21 protein-coding genes are annotated in these 21,758 nt (G+C 45.0%); 5 read left to right on the top strand and 16 right to left on the bottom strand.

Features of this window, described 5'->3' with window-relative positions:
- Positions 1 to 94 precede the first annotated feature (94 nt).
- Both AC58QG_RS18585 and AC58QG_RS18580 read right to left on the bottom strand, forming a co-directional pair.
- Positions 95 to 727 carry a GntR family transcriptional regulator gene (locus AC58QG_RS18585; protein WP_497363618.1) on the bottom strand — a complete coding sequence of 211 codons (633 nt, stop codon included), beginning with the start codon at positions 725 to 727 and terminating at the stop codon, positions 95 to 97.
- A gap of 964 nt (positions 728 to 1,691) precedes the next feature.
- Positions 1,692 to 1,832, bottom strand: a complete 141-nt coding sequence (locus AC58QG_RS18580) for a hypothetical protein (RefSeq protein WP_497363617.1) — start codon at positions 1,830 to 1,832, stop codon at positions 1,692 to 1,694.
- A 599-nt stretch (positions 1,833 to 2,431) separates the two neighbouring features.
- Here AC58QG_RS18580 and AC58QG_RS18575 point away from each other — a divergent pair.
- From AC58QG_RS18575 to uraA, 4 genes are all read left to right on the top strand, one after another.
- Positions 2,432 to 3,025 carry an ArsR/SmtB family transcription factor gene (locus tag AC58QG_RS18575; RefSeq protein ID WP_497363616.1) on the top strand — a complete coding sequence of 198 codons (594 nt, stop codon included), beginning with the start codon at positions 2,432 to 2,434 and terminating at the stop codon, positions 3,023 to 3,025.
- 13 nt (positions 3,026 to 3,038) lie between these two features.
- Entirely contained in the window at positions 3,039 to 3,350 is a 312-nt protein-coding gene (locus AC58QG_RS18570; protein ID WP_497363615.1) for a hypothetical protein, read from the top strand.
- A gap of 65 nt (positions 3,351 to 3,415) precedes the next feature.
- Positions 3,416 to 3,997, top strand: coding sequence for an ATP-dependent Clp endopeptidase proteolytic subunit ClpP (clpP, locus tag AC58QG_RS18565; protein ID WP_497363614.1), 582 nt, complete (start codon positions 3,416 to 3,418; stop codon positions 3,995 to 3,997).
- 161 nt (positions 3,998 to 4,158) lie between these two features.
- Complete coding sequence (gene uraA / locus AC58QG_RS18560) at positions 4,159 to 5,442, top strand: uracil permease (protein WP_497363613.1); 1,284 nt, start codon at positions 4,159 to 4,161, stop codon at positions 5,440 to 5,442.
- Between the two features lie 169 nt (positions 5,443 to 5,611).
- On the opposite strand, the gene AC58QG_RS18555 is transcribed toward uraA, so the two are convergent.
- The 13 genes from AC58QG_RS18555 to AC58QG_RS18495 all read right to left on the bottom strand — a co-directional run bounded on the left by AC58QG_RS18555 (position 5,612) and on the right by AC58QG_RS18495 (position 17,010).
- Positions 5,612 to 6,799, bottom strand: a complete 1,188-nt coding sequence (locus AC58QG_RS18555; protein ID WP_497363612.1) for a M24 family metallopeptidase — start codon at positions 6,797 to 6,799, stop codon at positions 5,612 to 5,614.
- Between the two features lie 421 nt (positions 6,800 to 7,220).
- Positions 7,221 to 7,676 carry a hypothetical protein gene (locus AC58QG_RS18550; RefSeq protein WP_497363611.1) on the bottom strand — a complete coding sequence of 152 codons (456 nt, stop codon included), beginning with the start codon at positions 7,674 to 7,676 and terminating at the stop codon, positions 7,221 to 7,223.
- Positions 7,677 to 7,719: 43 nt separating this feature from the next.
- Complete coding sequence (locus AC58QG_RS18545; RefSeq protein ID WP_497363610.1) at positions 7,720 to 8,145, bottom strand: hypothetical protein; 426 nt, start codon at positions 8,143 to 8,145, stop codon at positions 7,720 to 7,722.
- The gene (locus AC58QG_RS18540; RefSeq protein WP_497363609.1) at positions 8,142 to 8,288 is read right to left on the bottom strand and encodes a hypothetical protein; all 147 of its coding nucleotides are present in this window, start codon (positions 8,286 to 8,288) and stop codon (positions 8,142 to 8,144) included. The genes AC58QG_RS18545 and AC58QG_RS18540 overlap by 4 nt, the downstream gene beginning before the upstream one ends.
- 16 nt (positions 8,289 to 8,304) lie before the next feature.
- Positions 8,305 to 8,454, bottom strand: a complete 150-nt coding sequence (locus AC58QG_RS18535; RefSeq protein ID WP_236289339.1) for a hypothetical protein — start codon at positions 8,452 to 8,454, stop codon at positions 8,305 to 8,307.
- A 24-nt stretch (positions 8,455 to 8,478) separates the two neighbouring features.
- The gene (locus AC58QG_RS18530) at positions 8,479 to 9,378 is read right to left on the bottom strand and encodes a hypothetical protein (RefSeq protein ID WP_497363608.1); all 900 of its coding nucleotides are present in this window, start codon (positions 9,376 to 9,378) and stop codon (positions 8,479 to 8,481) included.
- Positions 9,379 to 9,391: 13 nt separating this feature from the next.
- Positions 9,392 to 10,324, bottom strand: coding sequence for a hypothetical protein (locus AC58QG_RS18525; protein WP_497363607.1), 933 nt, complete (start codon positions 10,322 to 10,324; stop codon positions 9,392 to 9,394).
- Positions 10,321 to 11,832, bottom strand: a complete 1,512-nt coding sequence (locus AC58QG_RS18520; protein WP_497363606.1) for an ATPase, T2SS/T4P/T4SS family — start codon at positions 11,830 to 11,832, stop codon at positions 10,321 to 10,323. Before AC58QG_RS18520 ends, AC58QG_RS18525 begins: the two co-directional genes overlap by 4 nt.
- A gap of 23 nt (positions 11,833 to 11,855) precedes the next feature.
- Entirely contained in the window at positions 11,856 to 13,091 is a 1,236-nt protein-coding gene (locus AC58QG_RS18515; protein ID WP_497363605.1) for a CpaE/TadZ family protein, read from the bottom strand.
- 42 nt (positions 13,092 to 13,133) lie between these two features.
- Positions 13,134 to 13,841 carry a CpaB family protein gene (locus tag AC58QG_RS18510; protein ID WP_497363604.1) on the bottom strand — a complete coding sequence of 236 codons (708 nt, stop codon included), beginning with the start codon at positions 13,839 to 13,841 and terminating at the stop codon, positions 13,134 to 13,136.
- A gap of 358 nt (positions 13,842 to 14,199) precedes the next feature.
- Positions 14,200 to 15,219 (bottom strand): PfkB family carbohydrate kinase, encoded by a 1,020-nt coding sequence (locus AC58QG_RS18505; protein ID WP_497363603.1) that lies wholly within the window; start codon positions 15,217 to 15,219, stop codon positions 14,200 to 14,202.
- Between the two features lie 15 nt (positions 15,220 to 15,234).
- Positions 15,235 to 15,822 carry a TetR family transcriptional regulator gene (locus tag AC58QG_RS18500; RefSeq protein ID WP_497363602.1) on the bottom strand — a complete coding sequence of 196 codons (588 nt, stop codon included), beginning with the start codon at positions 15,820 to 15,822 and terminating at the stop codon, positions 15,235 to 15,237.
- 24 nt (positions 15,823 to 15,846) lie between these two features.
- Positions 15,847 to 17,010, bottom strand: a complete 1,164-nt coding sequence (locus AC58QG_RS18495; protein ID WP_497363601.1) for a YhgE/Pip domain-containing protein — start codon at positions 17,008 to 17,010, stop codon at positions 15,847 to 15,849.
- A gap of 541 nt (positions 17,011 to 17,551) precedes the next feature.
- On the opposite strand from AC58QG_RS18495, the gene AC58QG_RS18490 reads away from it, so the two are divergent.
- Positions 17,552 to 19,216 (top strand): P-loop domain-containing protein, encoded by a 1,665-nt coding sequence (locus AC58QG_RS18490; protein WP_497363600.1) that lies wholly within the window; start codon positions 17,552 to 17,554, stop codon positions 19,214 to 19,216.
- A 1,365-nt stretch (positions 19,217 to 20,581) separates the two neighbouring features.
- Here AC58QG_RS18490 and AC58QG_RS18485 read toward each other — a convergent pair.
- Positions 20,582 to 21,727: a glycerate kinase gene (locus tag AC58QG_RS18485; protein WP_497363599.1), complete on the bottom strand. Its 1,146-nt coding sequence runs from the start codon at positions 21,725 to 21,727 to the stop codon at positions 20,582 to 20,584.
- Positions 21,728 to 21,758: the final 31 nt, after the last annotated feature.

Raw genomic sequence — 21,758 nt, 5'->3', positions numbered from 1 at the left:
TCGCGTTAAAACCTTTTATGCCCATTGCATACATTGTATACATTGAAGGGTTGATTTAAATATTATAAAATAGCCTACCTTACCCTGCAACCGTTTATTTCCTCAAGAATGGGATCGATTTGCGCAAATGCTCAACCATCATTCGCTCAGCCTCATCTTCATTCCTTTCCTCCAATGCAGCCAGTATCCTTAAGTGCTCTGGGTACGTTTCGGACGGCGAACGAAGTAACCCTTTGCTGAGCGAGACGGTAAGTACATGTGTGCCTTCCAGCGTTTGCTTTAAAATTGGATCTCCGGACAGCTCCAGTAATCCCGTGTGAAATTTTATATCCGCAAGCCGATAAGGTTCCGTCTCCCCCTTCTCTTCCCATTGGCGGTATGAACCAGAAAGCAAAGTGCTGTAATAGGCAACGGTAGCCTCGTCAATCCGCGAAGCGCACATACGACAGGCCAGGCCTTCGAGCACAGCACGAATTTGCCACAACGATACAAAAAATTCGTTGTTAAATTGCGCGACGCTAAGCCCCTTAGGACTTGATTCCAATAGATGGTCACGCTGCAGCTCAGCAAGCGCCCGCCTCAGTGGAGTGCGGCTTACTCCGATTTTGGCCGCAATCTGCTCTTGTGTAATCGGGGCACCGGGAGGGAGTTCTCCGTTCATAATCATTTCCTTTATTTCATTGTATACCTTTTTCTCTAAATAACCAGTTGCGGCAACTCTTGACAAGGTATAACCCTCCGTTTCACGATTTGTTATTCGATACCCAGCATATAGTACTATATTCTTTGCTGTTTTGAACTTTTCCTCTATGGAGAATCATTTTTCTCCTAAATGCTCCTGTTTTCTTAGAATTTGGCTCACCTCATTACAGAATTTAAAAACCTAAAGAAAAAGATTGCCACGTGTGGGCAATCTTTTTCTTTAATCATGCATTTTTTTGCCGGACCTCAAATCATGCATATCCCTGCCGAAGTGGCACAATTATGACTGATTTCATAATCTTGCCCGTTACTTTAACGAACAAAAAAGAAGCTGCCGCGTGGCAACCTCTTTCACTATCGTTTTCCGTTAGCGTTATCACTTCTTGAATATTTTTGGGTTTTTAACCCTCATTGAAATTACCTCTCCACAATCTAAGCAAATGGTAAGAAGAAGTGGAACACCTAGGCTAAAGAGCTTATTTTTGGGATGAATATTACCTTCGCCTCTTGTTTCACCTTCACCAAAATTAGTTCCACCACAGTTTATACAAGGTCTCATTAATCAAAAATCCTTTCATTGTGATTTTCACTTCATCCTTGGTTAAACTCTCGTTATCCGTTAGTTCAGTAAGAGAAAAGCTCTATTTTGATGTGTTAGTATGTTCCAGGGTTTTGTATTTACTATTAGTTAGGTTGTATTCTCTTAATTCATGACCATGCCCATAATCTATATAAACACATACCTTATTATCGTTGATTATTTCTTGATATTCAGAAAATGGTACATTGATAAGTTGAAATTTATCATTATCACCTTCCTGGTAATTGAAAAGATTTTTCCTGATATAGATTTGATTTTCATCTCTATTTACAGCAAATTTGGTTATGTTTTCCCCTACACTGTTAGCGATGTAAAGAGTTTTGTCTATATCTATTGAAATACCAATACTCTGATAAACTCCATCTTTTTCTAAAGAGACTTTATTCGTTTATTCGTCTAATACAACATCAAATTCATTTTGCATTACACTTGGTAGTTCATCAGTAATAGGAAATTTATCTTTAATGAATACAATATAAATAATTAATATTAAGGCACTTAGAAGGATTACTTTTTTCGTTTTTTTCAAAATACTCCCCCTTTTTTAAAGAAACACATGATTTTAGAACTTTTCTTAGAGACAGTTCATTGAACTATCGTTCTGCGACATATTAGGAACTAGAAATATTAGTAAGAATACTAATATTTTGATCATTTTCTCACCCATCCAATTGTTCTGATTTTATTAGCGATTTTCCGTTATTCATCTAACTCTTATTTATGATCTTCTTAGATTCTCTGATAACAGGTAGTATTCGAGAAGAGATGGAGTTATCCTGTTCTATGCCAACCGTATATTCGAATTCACGTTTACCGAAACCACCATAACTGCACGTTCTTTTAATCTCCCCCTGCCCTGGATACGCTAAGGACTTCCTCCTCCCTCCATACACAAAATAAAATAGGCGTTCACCCGATAGAGTGAACGCCTATTTTATTTTCAAAACTTAATTTGTTACTTCAAGACTTTATTGTCTACTTCAATACTTTAATGTCTACTTCAAATCCTTAATGTCCTCCAACAACAGTCACCCACCACCACCATCCATCGCCCATTGACTTTCCCAGCTCCACGTAATAAAATATTTGTACGTAACATATACTTTGTACACGGAGGCTATCCACTCCATGCCACTAGACAAAGAGATCCAAGACAGCTACTACATCGAGTCCCCCGAGCAGGCAACGGTGCTGCTTAACCCGCTTCGCGGAGAAATCATTGCTCAGCTTCTAGAGCCTGGATCCGCCGCGGAAGTGGCGCGCACTTTGGGTGAGACGGCTCAACGTATCAACTATCATCTCAAAGCGTTGGAGAAGGCCGGCTTAGTACAACGCGTAGGCACGCGCCAAGTACGCAATCTGGTCGAGGTGCTCTATCGCTCAATCGCCAAAACTTTTGTGCTCGCGGAATCCCTCAGCATGAAGCCTGAAACCTTGCAAAAGCTGAAGGATCAGAGCTCACTCGCTCATCTCGTGACCACTTCCGAGCGAATCCGCCGAGATGCGATGTTGCTCATGGAGCAGTCTGATGTCGGTGAAGTGATTCCAAGCGCGACGCTGCAGCTTCAAGTTCAGCTATGCACGGAGCAGCAGCGACAAGCGTTCATTGAGGAATATGCGGCGATGGTCCAACAGTTAGTGGAGCGTTACTCAGGTGTTCCGGATATGGCTCAAGACGCTTACCATGTGCTGCTAGCCGTTTACCCCAAACCGAAGGATTGAGGAGGCATTAACTATGAGTCAAGAGCAAAAGCAAGAGAAACAAACAAGTCTGCCACAGCATGATGCAGCTCCGTCATCAGTATCACCTGTTATCGCTTGGGAACAGTCTCATACAAGATCAACTGATTCCTCGACTAGCAATGTCATCTCCATAGATACCTATCGCCGACAAGATGCCACTACTATAGATTCCGAAGCAACCGTTACCGTACGCGAGTTTCCAGCTTTGCATAATGAGGAGCCTGTTCGACTCATCATGGTTTCGTCTGGTTTTGGACAGAAGATTACGGTGCATGCCAACACGATCCAATGCAAAGCCGCTTAATGGGCTAAACCATTTAGCAGCTTAAATAAAATAAACCTATTTTCATATAGGAAAGGATGATTTCAATGAGCTTTATACCTATGGTTGTCGAACAAACTGCGCGCGGAGAGCGCTCGTATGATATTTACTCCAGATTGCTGAAAGACCGCATCGTGTTCCTCGGCACAGAGGTTAACGATCACGTAGCGAATGCGATTATTGCTCAGCTTTTATTCCTAGCCGCTGAAGATCCTGAGAAAGATATCTCGCTATACATCAATTCCCCTGGCGGTTCTACGTCAGCTGGTCTCGCTATTTATGACACGATGAACTTCATTAAACCCGATGTATCCACGATCTGTGTAGGTATGGCGGCTTCCATGGGCGCTGTTCTTCTAACCGCTGGTGCGCCAGGCAAGCGTTTTGCTCTTCCAAATGCCGAAGTCATGATTCACCAACCTTGGGGAGGCGCACAGGGTCAAGCAAGTGATATTCTTATCCGTACGCAGCACATTCTCAAAACACGCAGCACACTCAATCGTATTCTTTCCGAAACGACCAAACAACCGATCGAGAAAATCGAACTGGATACGGATCGCGATTACTTCTTGGAAGCTGAAGATGCGCGCGTATACGGGTTAATTGATAAGGTAATTACGCGGATTTAACCTAACAATAAATGAAGCATATCTAATCTGGGCAGCCTCAAAGTAAAGTCATTCCATTGACTTTCGGGGCTGTCCATTCTTATTTATAAAACCTTCCATAGTTAATCTCAAAATTTGGGTAATATATCCTTATGAGAGATTAACATCAAGGAGGTTACAGCATGTCTCGAATCATTCAAGTTGATGAACGCCCCTCCATCGTGGAAAGTATTCCACTTAGTTTGCAACATTTATTTGCGATGTTTGGCTCCACCGTGCTCGTGCCTATCTTATTCAAAGTGGATCCTGCCACAATACTGCTCATGAACGGAATCGGCACTTTGCTATACATTGTGATAACAAAAGGGAAAATTCCCGCATTTTTAGGATCCAGCTTCGCGTTCCTCTCGCCCGTTTTTATTGTATTAGCTTCCAAAGGTTATTCATCTGCCTTGGGTGGATTTCTAGTGGTTGGATTGATTTTTACGATCATTGCCATGTTGATTCAGATCGTGGGAACTGGGTGGATTGACGTTATGTTTCCACACGCCGCAATGGGAGCCATTGTTGCCGTGATCGGTTTAGAGCTGGTACCCACAGCAGCTGGCATGGCGGGTCTTATTGCACCAAACGGTGCACCGGCGAGCTGGTCGCCTAATCCCACCGTAGCAACCGTATCTATTTTTACGCTAGTGGTCGGGATTGTCGGTTCGGTTATTTTTCGTGGCATCTTCAAGGTTATTCCGATTTTAATCGCCATTATTGCTGGCTACGTGCTCGCCGCCTTCATGGGCTTGATACAGATTGGAGATACTTGGCGATCAGCGGACTGGTTCACAGTCCCTACCTTCTATAGTCCGACATTCGATTGGGCGAGTATTTTGATCATTGCCCCAGCATCTCTAGTTGTGATTGCCGAGCACATTGGACATTTGATCGTCACGGGAAATATGGTAGGCAAGGATCTATCTAAGGACCCTGGACTTAGCAGATCTTTACTTGGAAATGGGATCTCCACGATACTCTCTTCCTTAGTTGGTTCAACTCCAAATACAACCTATGGTGAAAACATTGGTGTCATGGCGATCAGTCGTATTTATTCCGTTTGGGTGATTGGAGGGGCTGCCGTCATGGCGATTGTGCTGTCCTTTATTGGTAAAATAGCTATTCTCATTCAGACTATTCCAACGCCTGTCATGGGGGGAGTATCCTTGTTGCTTTTTGGTGTTATCGCCTCGTCTGGCATTCGGATGCTCGTGGAGACCAAGGTCGACTATTCCAAACCCGTCAACTTAATTCTAACCACCGTTGTTCTTGTTATCGGCCTAAGTGGTGCGACGTTGAAATGGGGGCATTTTGAGATGAAAGGGATGGCGTTGGCTACTGTCGTTACCATTATTCTCAGTCTGTTCTTCAAGCTTTTGGATATCTTTAAGCTATCGAATGCCTATGGTTCAAAAGAATAGAATCTTAAACATGATAAGGCTGTCCATAAAAAGTAGATACTTCTACTTTCAGGACAGCCTTATTATTGTGAGGCATGACAAAGCACCGAAAGAAAGGGAATGAGGATTCGCTTATAGCAGTAAATTATGCATCCACGTTCCCTTACCTAGTGGGATAGCCCCTTCGCACTTATATATGCCGTACCCCATCACGAGATACGGTCAATTTCTCGTATCCATCTTCGGTGATCAGATACGTATCTTCAATACCGACAACACCTCGCCCAGGGAAGGTGATCTTGGGCTCGATCGCGATGACCATGCCAGGCGCCAGCGGGTATTTGAAGCCCTTGGCGAGAACTGGCAGCTCGTCGATTTCGAGCCCGATGCCGTGACCAAGGAATTTCACTTGGTCAACGCCGTACCCCATAAAGTGGGCGCCTAGTCCAGCTTCCTGCACTTGATCCAGCGCGAGCAGATACAGATGCTCGGCAATCGTGCCTGGCTGCAGTCTGGTTTCCGTTGCGCGGAGGACAGCCTCCGCCACGTCATAGGCTCGCTGCAGCTCAGGATCTAGATCCCCGATCACGAGCGTACGCGTCTGATCGATCAAGTACCCGTCGATGGTGCAACCGATATCGACGAGAATTGGGTCGCCGCGCCGAATCAGCGCGCGGCCTGAGCTTTGCGGGCTGGACGGGTGAAGCCCCGTGCCCCCGGCCGGCCCGTCAAAATAAGTGGGCACCGCTGCCGATGCGCCTGACGCGACCATTCCGGTGATTAACTCGGAATTGTACGCGCGCATGCGCATCAGCCCTTGGTGCCCGCGCAGTCTGAGCTGATGCTCAATGAGCGCCATCAGCTCAAATTCCGCCATCCCCTCACGAATGTGGGGGATGACCGCCTCCAGCGCGTCGTCCACGACGCGCGCTGCTGCCCGAATCGCCGTGACTTCGTCCGGCGATTTGATCATGCGCTGCTCTCGCACGAGCAGCGAACCCTCCTCCCAGACCGCGCCGGGCAGCGCGGTCTGCAGCTTCAAGTGCAGCTGGACGGGTAACACGTCCAGCTCCGTCGCTATACGCAGCGGCTCAGCCGCCGCTGCGTCACCGCCGCCCACGCGAGCACGAAGCCGCTCGCCGAGCGTCTTCCAAGACCCGAGCGCTTCGACAGCCGCTGCCGCTTCCTCCTCCGCTCGGACCAAACTTCGACGGACGAGATAGATCGCTTCTCCCTCCGTCGGAATGAACAAATACCCCATCTGCATTGAGCCGCAGTAGTAATATATATCGACATTGTGCGTGACCAGGAAGCCTGACCACCCTCGCTTACGCATCTCATCTTGAAGCCATTGCTGCCTTTGCAGAAAAATCGTCATCGAAATCGACTCCTATACGCCGTAGATTAACACCTCACTTTCCATTATACATTGAAATTCCCTTTCTCGCTCTAGCGGCACTCTAACGTTACTCTAATAGCACTCAATCGGCACTCTTCCACTAGCTCCATCTCCATCTCTACCTACTCCGATGAAATAGATGGATTTCCTGTACCTAATTAGTTCATTTTCGGGCTCATTTACAGATTAACTGGATTTCCTCCCGTTATTTTCTTTGAAATTCGACGATTTGAGTGATTACGAGCAAATTACCTGTACATTTTCCATTTATACTCAAATACTCTTCTTTTTCAGTCGAATTAGCTGTATGTTTTCCAGTTAAACTTCGCTGACTAAAGCGATCTCACCCTCGCCTCGCCTTGTCTTGCCTTGTCTTGCCCTACCCCGCCCTCATTCCCCCTCAATAAACCATCTCCGCAGAAGACTTAATCGTCCACGTAATCGGCTGTAAAACCGTATAAGTTCGCGGAAACGCCAACCGAATAAACATAATGACCCCAGGACGTTTCAGCGTGACCGTGTAGTCCTGCGCATCATCTCGATACGTGTAGGGAAATATTTCCCCCTCGTTAACAACCTTAAATAAGTCAACCACCACCGTACTCTGCAAAAACGTATCCAGTAAGGGCTCATTACCCGCATTTAATCGTAAATTGGTCTGCAAGTACGCCATCGCAGCCTCTCTGGCTTTCGCCTCATCAATCGAATGAATACCTTGTGCCAGCTTGGCCCCATCACTTTGCTGAGCAGCCGCATGTACCGCATTGTTTAGCCCATGTTTTCCCTGAAACACAGTATGCATTGCTAATTCTTCATCGGTTTGCAGGGCATACAAAGACATAAACACCACGCTCATTAACATCATTAAAAGCAGCTTATACACGCCATTCCCTCAACTCTCAAGGCACATATTCACTCATTTTCATGCCAGTCGCCCCCATGCGATCTGATGCAGTAGGAACCGTAATACCGACAAGCAGATCAATGACAAAAAGCCGCTGATACGGATACGTGATCGTTAACCGCAAGCCCGTTCCTCGCCAGACAGGTGCGTTCGCATCCATTCCCCCAACACCAGAGTTGGTGTCTACAACATACACAATCTCGCCAGCCATGAAGCCTTTTTCAGTCAACCGATTTCTGGACTCCTGAATCATCGCGTCATTGATATACCCATGCCTGCCATTCGCTCCGATCTCAAGCAAATAATCGACTTCCTTTTGCAGCACAGCCTGCCGAACAATAATGATATGCTTATAGACTGGAGAGAACATGAACCAGCAGAGCATAGTCGCAAAAAGGATAAACACCAAAATCTGCTTCATGGATTAATCCGCTCGATCGACACATTTATTCTTGCCCCGCTATCACGAACCTGCCTGCGAGTTCCCGTACTTCCCCCTACAACTTCGAAATAAATACTAATGACGACAATCATCAACAGCACTGTAACAAGAATCGATCTCATACATCGCCTGCCTTTTCTAGGGTTGAAGTGCCGTAATGTTCGTATTTGCAGTCGTCCCATGGGTTCCGATATTTTTCCTCATCCCTGTCGATCCATCATTAATAATCGTTGTAAACAATAGAGCCACCACAATCAGCATCATGACCGTTACCAAAATATTTCTCATTTTTTTTTGCTCCCCCATCACATTTTAGTTAATTGCATCAAATAATCGTTGCCCTTCGGCAATCCAAGGATACATAAACACTCGAAACGTATTCAAAATCGGTAAACCAGCAAGCACAAAGAGCACATACGATACCGTTTCTTTCTTGCTGTCGCGAATTAGCTCCATCTTCTCTTTATAATCCTGAATACGCTGCTTCAGCAGGTCATAATAGCCCACGTGCTCATTTAACCTGAGTGCATTCAGCGTCTCACCAAAGCTATGAGCTTCTTCGGTTCCTAGTCTCCTTTTAAAATGAGCAATCGCTTCTTCAGCACCCTGATACCATTCATTTAACAGCAGCTGGACATGAGCTCGAATTGACGTAGTCTGACCAACACATAAGGACAGTTTGTCATGTAAATTCAATTTCGAATCGTTATAGTATAAGAGCTGTCGACTGATCGCATAAATATCCCGCACGATACGCTGGGACCGCTTTTCTTTTAGCTGTGCAAGTACTTTCCCATCCCATATAAGAAAAATCGACACCACCACGGCGCTAACAAGAACATACGCAGGCTGTATATGCAGAGCGATCCAAGGATGCTCGAAAGCCGCATATCCCATAGCAGCGATTAGAATCGCCCCACCTAAAATCAACCTTCTCGCACTCTCATACAAGTTCGCATTCATCCAAATCCCACATCCTAACAACAACTGGCGCTTCGCCTCTACTGCTTTCGTACTCATGCCCAACATTGTATACAACATTGAGGGGATTTCAATCTCTCTCAGTGTGTTTTTTACATGTAATGATCGCCATCTCTTCTTGCGGACCGGTATGAGCTTTAGGCCATGATAGATCATCACCATCAAAAGAATAAATAATAGGAAACGCGTTGCGTACTGCAGCATAAGCAGCTGGGTATTGACCATAACCACGGTATTCACCTCCTCACATTCTTCGCATCGATAAGTAGATTCCCATCAAAAAAGATACAAAAATCAACAACAGCGCATCCAAAATCATATTCCGACCAGCAGGGTCAATCACATAATACAAATAAGCGTTATCTGCATTTACTTTGAAGTTAATCCACATGAATAAGACCATGAATCCGATTGGCGTAAAATTGGCAATGCGAATTTCCAATAGTCGATTTCTTTCCATTTGATCAAAACGCTGTGCTTTACGCATATCTGTAATAAGCTCCTTCAAACTATCCCCTACAAAGCTTCCCTCTTTCAACGCTACTCGCATAATCCCCGTAAAATAGTCCGCCCAGATATGACCAAGCGTCAGAGAGAAAATTCGCAAGCTATCCTCCGTATCCCTTTGCGTCATCAAATGACGATATAATTGCTCGAAAACAGGCTTAATCGGATACAAAATTCGATTTTCCTCTAGACAATACTTCAGCGCAATTTTTATATTTTGATTAGGATCCATCATGTAAGACTGGAAAAAGACTTCAACAGCAGGTAGAAACTCTAGCCTTGTTCGCAAACGGACACTCACCAGCCTCACTCGAAGCAGCAAATAGGGCATCGAAGCACCGATCATCGTCATCATAAAAGCACCTTTTACGGATTGAAAAAACACGCCACCAGCCAACAAGCCGAATAACAACCCAAGTAGACTTATCGTCAGCATCGCCTGCATGCTTAATCTCGATTCGACGGATTCCAGCAACTCCTTGATATGCTTATATACCCAGCCCCATGTCTCCAAATAAGAGGTTAATCTCGCGCTAACTGTGGCGTTTCTTACATAGTAAAGCCTGAACCTCGCTTTGCGTTGTCGGATAAGCAGCTCTAGCAGCGCTTGAAAACCCACATAAACGAGCACAAATAACAACAAGAGAAAGACATATTTGGCGAAAATCACTGCTCAAAACCGCCTTCTTTCCCTTCATTTTCAATAAATCCGTGCTCCCTCAACAGCGTATAACTCCTTATATCGGCCTTACTTATTTTTTGCGATGCATGAAGCGACAATTTCCCGGGAAATGTCCATTTGTCTGTCGAGTTGTCATAAAGTGCTAGATTCGTGACGAAAACGCATTCATTTTCGTAGCGATATTCGACGATTCGCACAATCTTTCTTTTCCCGTGAACAACCTGCATTTCAATGCCGATATGTGTCACATATTCCGTAATCCTTTTCGTCAAACGCTTCGAATCCATCCCTCTGCCATCCAACATACACATGTCAGTAATCGCATCGGGCACGTCTTCCAGCTCACTCACATGGACCGTCGTCAAACTGCCCTCATGACCACGTGTACAAGCGCGAACATACAAATTAGCATCTTCGTCCCTGATTTCTGCATGACAAATACGCTTCGGAGACTGCCTTAACGCCAGCTTAAACGCCTGTAAACCTGAATGTCTCGGATCTTCCTCGTCTATTTCGTATTCAACGATATTCTTATGGGGAAAATCTCGCTTTAAATTCAACTCAAATCGGGATTCAATCGTAATAATTCGCTCATTATCGTCCATTTCGGCAATGATCGCTTTGATAAGGTTGGTTTTTCCAGAGTTTGTCGGTCCAATGACGACCATATTGAAATACGTGTGGATAAAACAACGAAGTAACAGCTCCATGCGAGCATCCATTGTGGCCAGGTCTGGCGAGGTAAGCGAGGATAAATCAAATCTTTTTACCGTGTAGAAGCGTATTGTCAACGTTGGTTCCGCCGTGAAGCCGAAGCCTGTCATCGTCACACGCGAACCGTCTTGCAGAACAACCTCTGCCCAACGCTTTCTAGGATTGAGGGTGTCATGGTTAAACAATACCAAATTTTGCTGGATTCTCTCTAATTCTCGGATGGATGGAAGCTCATAAGCAGAGGGTTTAGCCATTCCTCCACGTACTTCAAAAATCTGCCTCCCCACAACCTGAATCTCCTCTAATCCTTCCTTCTGTTTGAGGACGAGTTCCAGTACATTTAAGCCGATAATTTCGGCAAAAATCGCTTCAGGCAATGTCGTATAACCGCTGGTCTGAGGAGGAATGTCCGAAAGTCTTCTTTTCGATACGAGATCATGAATGATGGCCAACAGCTTGCCACGGTCCTCTTCATAGCCCAAAATTGCCCGATTCAGTGTCTCGTTATATAACTGTTTTTCACTCTCTGATCTGCCTTTCAAGGCAACAAGTTCACTGCGAATTTCCTGTACCCATTGTTGGAAAAAAGCTTCCTCACCGGCTCCCGCATGATCTTGACCGCTTCCTTTTACACGTGCTTCATTAGTCCGTTCGCCAGCATCATCATCGGGATTTCCAATGCCTGCGGCATGTAATTTCGGATAATGATTGAATCCAACCACAGCCTCTTCCGTCCTACGTTCGTGCATGTAAGTAATCATCGAAAACCTTTTCCCACTCACTCCCTTACCCTCCTGAAATGGATTTAGCTAACCACGCGTTTGCCGGCGATAAGCTTCTGAAACCATGTCGCTTGCCGCACATTTACCCTCGAAGGGAGCTTATAAAAATCGGCAAATTTCCTTGCTACAGCCTTCACCTCTTGATGCATGGGATGTGCGGGGTTCAGCATCTCCAAGAGCTTCCCTTGGTTACAACGAGCGAGGGCATCCCCATGCCGGCTGACATGTCCAATCAAATGTAGCTGCGTTTCTTTGCGAATATCTTTGATCGTGAATTCACTTTGCTTCGCATAGCGGTCCGTTTGCACAGCCATAAGCTCAAAAGCATCCGGCTGCAAGCCAAATACAGACCCAACCTGCCTGATCCACCTCGAGAAATCCTCCTGAAAATGTGCAATATCCCCTGTCGTGACGACAATTTTGCTGTCTGCTTCAAGCAGCCCGCTAACCGTCGCCGCATTATCCCAATACGCGCTCACTTCAATAATACAGATGTCAAAAGCACCACGTGCCACCCGCAGCAAATGGATAATTTCCGATGGCGTGAAAAACTCCGCCTGCTCGCGCAGCATATTCCCGTAAAGGATATGCAAGCCTTGTGCCTCTTTCGGCTTATCACAAACGTGGAGCAACCTTTCTGGCGTTAAGCTTTGAGCCTTTAATTCCGCTCTCAAACCATCCAACGTAAAAAGGTGCTCTTCGCGCCCCAGATAACGATGGAGCTTTGAACTTTTGAGATTTAAGCACAGATAACCCACCTTCTTCGAAGTCTCCATCGCTAACATATAAGCCACACCAAAAGAGGCCAGCGTCGTACCAATATTCGGTGTAGAGCCAACGAACGTAATTAACTTACCAGGAAGCGCCTGATTCGCTTGTCCCCCGCTTGCCCCATCTACCCATGCGCGAATTTCATCCGCAATCACAGCCGTACTGCGTCCCGGGAGAATATAATCCAGCTTCATCAGCTTGCACATTTTCAAATACTTCTCATTGATTGAGGCGTCATGATAATTCGAAAGTAACACCATGATTTTCATTGCTGACTCTTGCCCCTGCAAGCCTTCAAGTAACTCCTCCAGCTCCCCGTACGGCAATTCCCGATCTGAAAGAATGATGTGTGAATAACATTGTCCTATTGCTTTAGGTTGTAAATCATTCGCATCCGAAAATATTCGCCACCCAAACGGTTTCGCATACACCACATTCGTAAGCTCATCAACCAACCGCTGATCCGTCGAAACTAGACCGATTTGCACATGGTTTCACCTCTCTTTCTGTAAATTACATCCTACTTTGGACTACTCCTCAACAAGAATCGACGTGGAACTAAAAGCAATCACCAGCTTCGCCTTCTTTGCTGAGCATAATTGATCGATCTGGAGCCATTCGTTTTCCGTCAAATTCAAATTGATCTGATCTATGGCGCCATTGGCTTCCAGTCTGGAGGTATACATCTTTTGTTCATCCCCCTCAACCTTAGATAGCAAATTGGAGTTCTTCGGGTTGTCTACCTCCACATTGGCGGATGACTTCACTGAGGCGACGGTAATTTCCTTCTCATCGAACAACCTGAGCGAACTGCCATCGGTCCCCGACACATATATACGTACCCGATCTCCCGCTCGGATGCCATTGGAAACAGAAAGCAGATACTCTTTGGGAATTTGAAATGTTGCCTGTTGCTCATTCGGTAACAGATGATAACGATTCACCTTCCACTTCAGAATAGGCTCCAGTGTCCCCAAAGGAATCATGGACTCCTTTCCTACAACATCAGTAAGCTTCGTCATCATCCCCGATGTGTAGCTACCTTTCTGAATTGCCTTGAACTCGACCATATCGTCACGAATAAGCTGGCCCGCACGAATAAAATCCTTCGGAACCACAACCTGTACCGTCTGCTGCAGCTCCACCTGGTTCACTTGTAACACATACACACCATATACGAGCATCCCAGCTAGCAGTGCAGCAGCTACACTAATCAGCAGGCTTCTCCTGCGATTCAATCGATCACCTCCTTCCTTTTCTCCTTCGAGCACAACAAAAAACGCAAACCTCGGAAAATCCATCTCCGAAATTTGCGTTCTTCGCAAATCAAACCGTATGATCATAAGTTCGAAACAATATAATTAAAGTATCACATAAACTTCCAATTTTCAACATCTTTTTACAAATAAATGGGTTTCAACAGAAGGTCAGAGGCACTCACTCTTTCCCGCGTTCAATCTATGTACACTATCCCTTCGACTCAGGAAGATGTAGATACCTCAGAAAATCGATTCGTGCGATAAGTTCACACTGCACTGAGCTTTTGCTTATTCAATTGTAGTTATCGCAGAAAGAGAGCAAAGAAAAGAGACCCAGCTACAGCTGGACCCCCTCATTAACTTCTGCGAGTGTTGGCAGGGCAGGTATGGCTCCCCTGCGCGTCGTGGTAATAGCGCCGACGCGATTCGCGAAGGCAAAAATACGTTCAGCAGCTCCGGCTTCAGCCAGTGCATCCACAATAGAAGCTGGCGTCACGCCTAGTGCCGCCAGCTGTAGGAGCATGCCGCCGACGAAGCTGTCGCCGGCGCCGGTCGTATCGACGGCTGCCACGGGCACGCCGGCGATCACGACATCCTGCCGCGCGGTCACAACGCGGCACCCCTGCGCCCCCAAGGTGATAACGATCACCTTGGGCCCGCGCTGCAGCAGCTGCTGCGCACCTGTGGTCACATCCACACCGAGGAGGAATTCGATTTCCTCCTCGCTGACCTTGACCACATCCGCAAGCCCTAGCTGCGCAAGGATCTCAGTCCGAGCTGCATCCGCGCTCGGCCATAGGGCTAGCCGCACATTGGGGTCATACGACACCAATGCGCTAAATTCTCTCGCTCGCCGTGCAGCGTCTAGCGTAGCTGTACGACAAGGCTCGGCGATCAGTGATACCGAGCCGAAGTGATAGACCGCGGCATCTTCCAGCCACTGCGGCTTTACTTCGTCAGCACGCAGCAGCATGTCCGCCGCCGGGTCGCGGAAAAACACGAAATCGCGCTCCCCGTCCGCGCGCAGCGAAACAAAGGCCAGACCGGTCTTCGCCTCATCGGTCTGCAGCACAGCCGTTTGCACGCCCACATCCTGGAGCGTGCGCAGCAAGTAATCGCCGAAGGGATCTCGGCCGATTTTGCCAATAAACCTTGCGTCGCCGCCTAGTTTGGCGACCGCAGCAGCTACATTGGCCGGCGCTCCGCCCGCTGCCCGCCCGAAATTCGTAACGTCAGCTAGCGCCTGACCGTTCTCCTCTGGCACAAAATCAATCAACAGCTCCCCCAAACAAACAATAGTCGTTTTGGCTAGCTTGCTTGATGTGGTTGATTGAATTGCTTCGTTTATTTTTCCCATATCGCCAATTCCCCTCTATTTGTGATAACCGAGCGCGCGCATGACAAAAGCTGTTGTTTGCTCTATCAGCGTTTCCATATCAGGCCGTTCTTCCGTAAACATCGGTTCGAAGAACTCCCGTTGCTTGTAAAAAAACATAGCTCCCAACACAAACATGAGCGTACTGTCCAGCGATTCAAACTCATAAAGCCCATCTTGTCTGCCCTTGTCCAATAAATCCCGAACCTTTTTCCACAGTGGGAAAACAAGCTCCCTCACTTTGTCCACACGCGGGGTAATCGTGATAATCTCCACCTGAATAAGGCTAATTATCTGCGGATCTTCATTTCGAATTTTTACAACTTCTCTAATCACCATTTGAATACCCGCAAGCGGATCTTCCACTTTATAAAATTCGGTTAATCTATCCATAGGGAGAAACTTATTAAATATTTCATAGAAAACGCTCTCTTTTCCACCAAAATAATAGGAAACCAGAGCCACATTGGCCCCGGCCTCCTCACATATTTGACGTACGCTAGTGGCGTCATAACCATGCTTTGCAAACAACTTTTTTGCAGCCAACACAATTTTCATTTTCATATCTGACTCTTGATGAACCATGCCTAGCGCCCTCCTAATCAATCGTTAAGCGTTTGATCGGACTTGATTTGTGGACAGTACTGGCTTAGCCTGTTTAACAACCACAACCAGCATATCAATGACAAGCGCTACCGCAGCAATCAAAATTAAAAAGCCAACTTCGCTGCCAACACCAGGTCCACCGAACAAAATATTCATCAACCCGTTAACCGCGTACGTTGCCGGGAAGAAATTACTAATAGAATGATAGAAATTGGACAATAGTTCTCTCGGTACAATCGCGCCAGATGAGACCAATTGTAAGGATAACATAGCAATGTTAAATAGCATACCTGCGTTCCCAAACAATGTCAAAAACATTTGTGCAACCAAAGCAAACGTTAATAAGAACAACGATTCAAAGCCCCAAAGCGCGACAAATCCTTTGTCTACCGAACCACCTAAGGCAACAACCATAGTGGCACTGATGAGACCAATGACAACCGCAGCAATCACAGTTATGCCGATGCGTGCGGCCATTTTTTGCGTTTTGGTCAGAGAAGCACCTATGAGATTGGTCGTTGCGCTGAAGTTCATCCCCATAATCATCGTGCCCACGATCGAGGCTAGAACAAGCATCATCGGCAGCATTTGATTCGGCATATCCTTTACTTTATTGGTGCTTTGTATGTCCGAACTTACCTTACTCGACAGCCCTTGTGCAATCAGAGTCGCTTGCTCAGCCGGAAGCTGTGGATTCATCTGTGTCAGGACAGCCGATGCCCCTGCTGCCACTGCTTCTTTATTTACCGTTGCCGTAATGTTCGCAGCCACGGACTGCATGATCGACTTCGTCATAGATGGATTCGACTCATTTACTGTATAGCTGATCGGTGCTGTCTGCCCTGGTGTTTGAAGTTTTTTTGAAAAATCCGGTGAAATATGCATAACCATCTGTACTTCGCGCATATTTAGTTTGTTTTGAGCTTCCTCATCGGAAGCGATAACTTCTGTCTTAAAAGGCAGATTACTCTGCAGGCTCTGAACAATTTTGCCACCCATTGCCTGATCTTCATTAACGATTGCGATCTTCAAATTCTTCGTATTATCGGAAACTCCCGAGTACCCGGTCATCCATATAATACTAAACAGCAATTGAAACGTAATCGCTGTGATAATCCCTACCTTTGTTGTTGCAGGCTTTAAGAAAGTTGCTATTGTCTGTCTCACGTAACCACTCCATTTCATTAAACGTTCATTTAAATTAAACGTTTGTTTAAATAATAATAGAGTTACAAAATTTTGTCAACTCACTGTTAGCTTTGAGTTAATTATAATTAATCTTTCCCTATATTGCGAATGATCTTAATGTTATGATTCTGTTGCTATAAAAATAAATCGTAACGAGGTGAGGACAATGAAAACAAAAAAATATACGTCTTATCCTCATGTTGCTTTTTAGTTATTCTTTTACGAATACATTAGGCTCTGAGGGTAGGATTCACTCTCAGAGCTATTATATGTGGCAGAAGGAACGTTTAAGCTTTCTTGCCGGTCTATGACAGCCACTTACGGAGTGGCTGTTATTTTTTTAGGAAAAAAGGTTGATCAAGACAATAATGGTGGTTTTATGGGGAATATGTATTGTACTACTTAGGATGGAATTCATTTCCCGTTATTCACCCGCTTTCCAAATATGAAAGGATGATGCTTTATTAAAAGACTCGCTCAATATTTTCGCTCATTACAATCCACTCAGTCATCTTACAGTTTGATTTATGAAGGTTCATACTATGATCAAGGGGGGACGATATCTGACCCAACCTATTGGTATAATGATGTTGCCTATTACATTGAACGGACACATAAACTCACACTGGATAAACCATGTATCACAATAAAAGTACCTTTTGACCGTCTCGGCTTAGATGAAAATAGGGATCAAGTTGTTCTCTCAGATTTTGCATTAAGAGAATGGGTTGATCATATTGAGGCATTAAATAAATTGATTTATAACCGTTCACGTTCTGATAAAGAAAATGGTGCTTTTTATTGTTTTCGTCCAACCAATGTGGTGTTGCAACGTAATGCATCCTTTGTCGAAGTCATCTCGGAAAAATGGTATCTATGCTTAATGATTACAGTTCAACTTCCATTCAAGAATAATGATAAAGCTATGCGCATGCTCTGCAAAATGCTTCCAAAAGAAGTGGAGGAGTTAATTGCCAAGTTTGATCTCAACAAATTAAATGCTGCCTATGCATTGGTAAACAAACAAAACATGATTCGCGAATGGCTGAAATCCAGTAATTATTGTGCGTTTATTGCGAATGGCAGCATTTTGCCAAGAAATAAAGACAACAGCGGGCCACTAGAGGGTGCCTTGCCTTTTACATCCCCGGAAGATATTGAAGTTGAAATTTGTGGTTTGCGAGGAATGGGAATAAAACATGGTGTGACGGTCATCACTGGCGGTGGTTATTCGGGTAAAAGCACAGTACTGGATGCACTAAATTCGGGGATTTACAATCACAGCATAGGCGACGGACGAGAATTTGTGATTACAGATCAAAGTGCAATGGAAATATCTGCAGAAGAAGGCCGCTCCATAAAAAATATCAATATTACGCCTTTCATAAAATGGATACCCAATAGTTCGGCTGAACAGTTTTCGACTGACTACGCCTCAGGTTCCACATCTCAAGCCGCAAATATTATGGAGGCAATCAACGTCGGGTGTAAGCTTCTTCTTATTGATGAAGACAGAAGTGCGACGAATTTTATGATTCAAGACATCAAAATGCGTTCATTAATCAAGCATGAACCCATTACACCTTTTACGGAACGTGTCAGGGAGCTTTATGAGGCTGCCCACGTATCTTCCGTTCTTGTTATTGGAGGTAGCGGTGAATTTTTATCCGTTGCCGATCAAATCATCCTGATGGACAATTTTGTGCCAAAAAACGTAACCCAGGAAGCAAAAAATTTATGTGAACACGATAAACCACGCGAACGTATCCCTCATACAAAATGGGAGATAGAAAGAAAAATAACCACCGATCACTTTTCGAGCTATCCACAGGGCAGTGGTACAGAAAAGCTGATGGTTTCAACCATGGGATACATCATGATAGGTGATGAACAGGTTGATATCAGAGGGCTTTACAATATCACATCACACGCCCAGCTTGCAGCTATTGCCTTTTTAATTCGAAAAATGGCTATAAGTAATCAGGATCGGCTCATCTTTCTTCATGAAAAGATCAAAAAAGCTCTCGAAGATATGGAGAGAGAAGGAGTTGATGTTGTATTTTCTTCCTTTTTTCCTGGTTTCGAAAGATGGCTTGAATTACCAAGAATTAATGAAGTATTATCTGTCATAAACCGAATGAAACATTTGAATTTTATTCAGCTTGAGCCTTCTGAACACCTCTAATTACGACTAAATATACGTGTATTCAATTAGGAGACGGGTTGAAGTGAAGGATGGCTGTAGGATAGACTCTGAGCTAACCTAAAACAAAGGCCCCGCTCGATACTGAGCAGGGCCGTGTCCGTGATAAAGAAGGAAATCAAGGGAATATGGATTGATCCGATGACTATTATTCAGATTATTCAGCTCATCTGCCTGTTAGTTGAGTGCTGCCGCGTGAGTCTAACAGTTTATTTTCTCTCCAACTATATGTTTCCAGTCTAATACTTCATTTTCAAGGAATAGCATGCTTTAAAGGAATATTCATGTCGCAAAGAAAACGATAAGAAAATCTCTACAAAATTCAAGATATTAAAAATCTTTTCTGAAGGACTATATTATAGTGAAAAAAAGCCCAGACGCTAATTTTTCGTCTGGGCTTTTCATTAATAAATTTTATTAATGGGTTGTTTTACTTAAATGTTTGTTAATTTTAGTTATTCGCTTTCTTTGCACTATTGTTTGGCGTATTGTTTCAATAAATTTAAAACATATCCAAAGAAAAATATTGTTATGTATGACAGCCATTTTATAAGTGGGATACCTTGCATGTATCAATGATTTATGTAGTTCATCTATTTCTCCTTTATCATTCAAATATTTAAATCACTATAGGATACATCTTGCGCTGGTGTCACATAAGACAAGAATCTCCACATCCTTACCCATCGAAAGAAAAAGAAAGCGCCTTCCACTCCGCAACAAGAAGTCGATAAAGTGTTAAACCGTAATTTTCACGCAGAAGGGTCACTTAGACGCGCTTACTCCATTTGCGATCATCATCAATGATATATCTATTAAAGTTATATTCTTCTTCAAATGATTAATAACCGAGTCATCCAAATGGTTAGCTGATCATCTGATGGAGTGGCTTATTTACCTTTTACAAAAGAATCTATACACATTCATTGTAAGATTCAGACAACACTAAGTGCGTCAAGGATATAAGTAATTTCGACTGCGAGTAATAAAACGATAATTCTTTTCATTAGGGTATCCTCCTCGATAATGTTAAAATTACCGATATATACCTGCATCTCATTTTAGCAGATAATTTCTGTTTGTGGTATCCATACGACCACTACTATTTAATCGTTTTTGGCTCGGCACCTACGAGATCTGTGTATTGCGTCATACATTCTATCTTCGAGTTAATCAAAAGACAAATAAAATCATCATGGACATCCAAATAAAAAAATACCTATAGTCTAAACACAATGATAATAGTGCATAGGCTATAGGTATCTTTTGGTATGAATAGAAGCCGGAATTGGCGTTAGTTCACTATTGGGAGACCTGTGTGTAGTTCTCCTTGTTTATTTAAATGATCTATTCCTCCGTCCTTCTCCCCGCTAAAAAAGTACGCATGATTTGCTCTGCTTTCTGCGCTAACAGATCAGATGTACGGCTCATTGCCTCCTGAAGCGATATCGGTCCGTCCACGATACTGTGGATACTCATCATGCCATATTCATAAAGCTTCTCAATCCCTTGGCCGACTGAGCCTGATAGGACGATGACCGGAATGCCAAGCTGCCCTGCAGCCTGTGCAATCCCCATTGGCGCTTTGCCGGAAGCGGTCTGGGCATCCGTCTGCCCTTCGCCGGTAAACACGAGACTCGCATCCTGCAGATGCTCATCTAGCTTAGACATCTCGATCACCACATCGATACCGCGTTTCGTGCTCGAGGGAAAAAACGCTTGAAACGCACCGCCAAGCCCTCCCGCTGCACCAGCCCCCGGCAGCTGATGAACAGCTATACCGGTATGCGTTTCTATGATGTCGGCCCAATGGGAGAGCGCTCCATCTAGCGCTTCAACCATCTCCGGCGTCGCACCTTTCTGCGGTCCGAAGACATGCGATGCTCCATGTGGGCCAATGAACGGATTCGTGACATCTGAAGCAATTGTAAATTGCGATTCACCTATACGCTCATCCCATCTAGAGGCGTCGATGCGCCTAATGTGAGGCAGGTCTTGTCCGCCAACCCCAATCTCATGCCCTTCTTCATCCAAAAGCTGTAAGCCCAGAGCTTGCAGCATGCCGCAACCACCATCATTCGTCGCGCTACCGCCTAGCGCAAGGATGAAGGAACGATATCCCTGATCGAGCGCATGCCGGATCAATTGACCGGTACCGTACGTTGTCGTCACCATTGGGCTTTGGTGCTCCGCTGGAACTAAGATTAATCCGGAAGCGGCCGCCATTTCAATCACACACGTGACGCCGTCACCGAGGACTCCATACGTGGCGGTCACCTCATCTTGCAGCGGGCCTTGCACAGGAACGGAAATCTTATCGCCCTGTGTTGCCTGCACAAGGCTATCCACTGTTCCTTCTCCTCCATCTGCTATAGGAATAAGGACGGTTTCTGCCACTGGCATAGCCCGCAGAATCCCGTCTCTTATCGCCATGGCTGCCGCTTCTGAGCTAAGGCTGCCTTTAAACGAATCTGGTGCAATCACGATTTTCATAAGTCAGCCTCCCGCTCGGACAGCATATCCA

The sequence above is a fragment of the Paenibacillus sp. J22P169 genome, assembly GCF_059691995.1.
This window is presented reverse-complemented; position numbering and strand designations above follow the sequence as displayed.

Excerpts from the sequence above, each read along its gene's own strand:
- AC58QG_RS18575 (WP_497363616.1), top strand. The coding sequence starts at position 2,432 with ATGCCACTAGACAAAGAGATCCAAGACAGCTACTACATCGAGTCCCCC.
- AC58QG_RS18570 (WP_497363615.1), top strand. The coding sequence starts at position 3,039 with ATGAGTCAAGAGCAAAAGCAAGAGAAACAAACAAGTCTGCCACAGCAT.
- clpP (WP_497363614.1), top strand. The coding sequence starts at position 3,416 with ATGAGCTTTATACCTATGGTTGTCGAACAAACTGCGCGCGGAGAGCGC.
- uraA (WP_497363613.1), top strand. The coding sequence starts at position 4,159 with ATGTCTCGAATCATTCAAGTTGATGAACGCCCCTCCATCGTGGAAAGT.
- AC58QG_RS18555 (WP_497363612.1), bottom strand. The coding sequence starts at position 6,799 with ATGACGATTTTTCTGCAAAGGCAGCAATGGCTTCAAGATGAGATGCGT.
- AC58QG_RS18550 (WP_497363611.1), bottom strand. The coding sequence starts at position 7,676 with ATGAGCGTGGTGTTTATGTCTTTGTATGCCCTGCAAACCGATGAAGAA.
- AC58QG_RS18545 (WP_497363610.1), bottom strand. The coding sequence starts at position 8,145 with ATGAAGCAGATTTTGGTGTTTATCCTTTTTGCGACTATGCTCTGCTGG.
- AC58QG_RS18540 (WP_497363609.1), bottom strand. The coding sequence starts at position 8,288 with ATGAGATCGATTCTTGTTACAGTGCTGTTGATGATTGTCGTCATTAGT.
- AC58QG_RS18535 (WP_236289339.1), bottom strand. The coding sequence starts at position 8,454 with ATGAGAAATATTTTGGTAACGGTCATGATGCTGATTGTGGTGGCTCTA.
- AC58QG_RS18505 (WP_497363603.1), bottom strand. The coding sequence starts at position 15,219 with ATGGGAAAAATAAACGAAGCAATTCAATCAACCACATCAAGCAAGCTA.
- AC58QG_RS18500 (WP_497363602.1), bottom strand. The coding sequence starts at position 15,822 with ATGGTTCATCAAGAGTCAGATATGAAAATGAAAATTGTGTTGGCTGCA.
- AC58QG_RS18485 (WP_497363599.1), bottom strand. The coding sequence starts at position 21,727 with ATGAAAATCGTGATTGCACCAGATTCGTTTAAAGGCAGCCTTAGCTCA.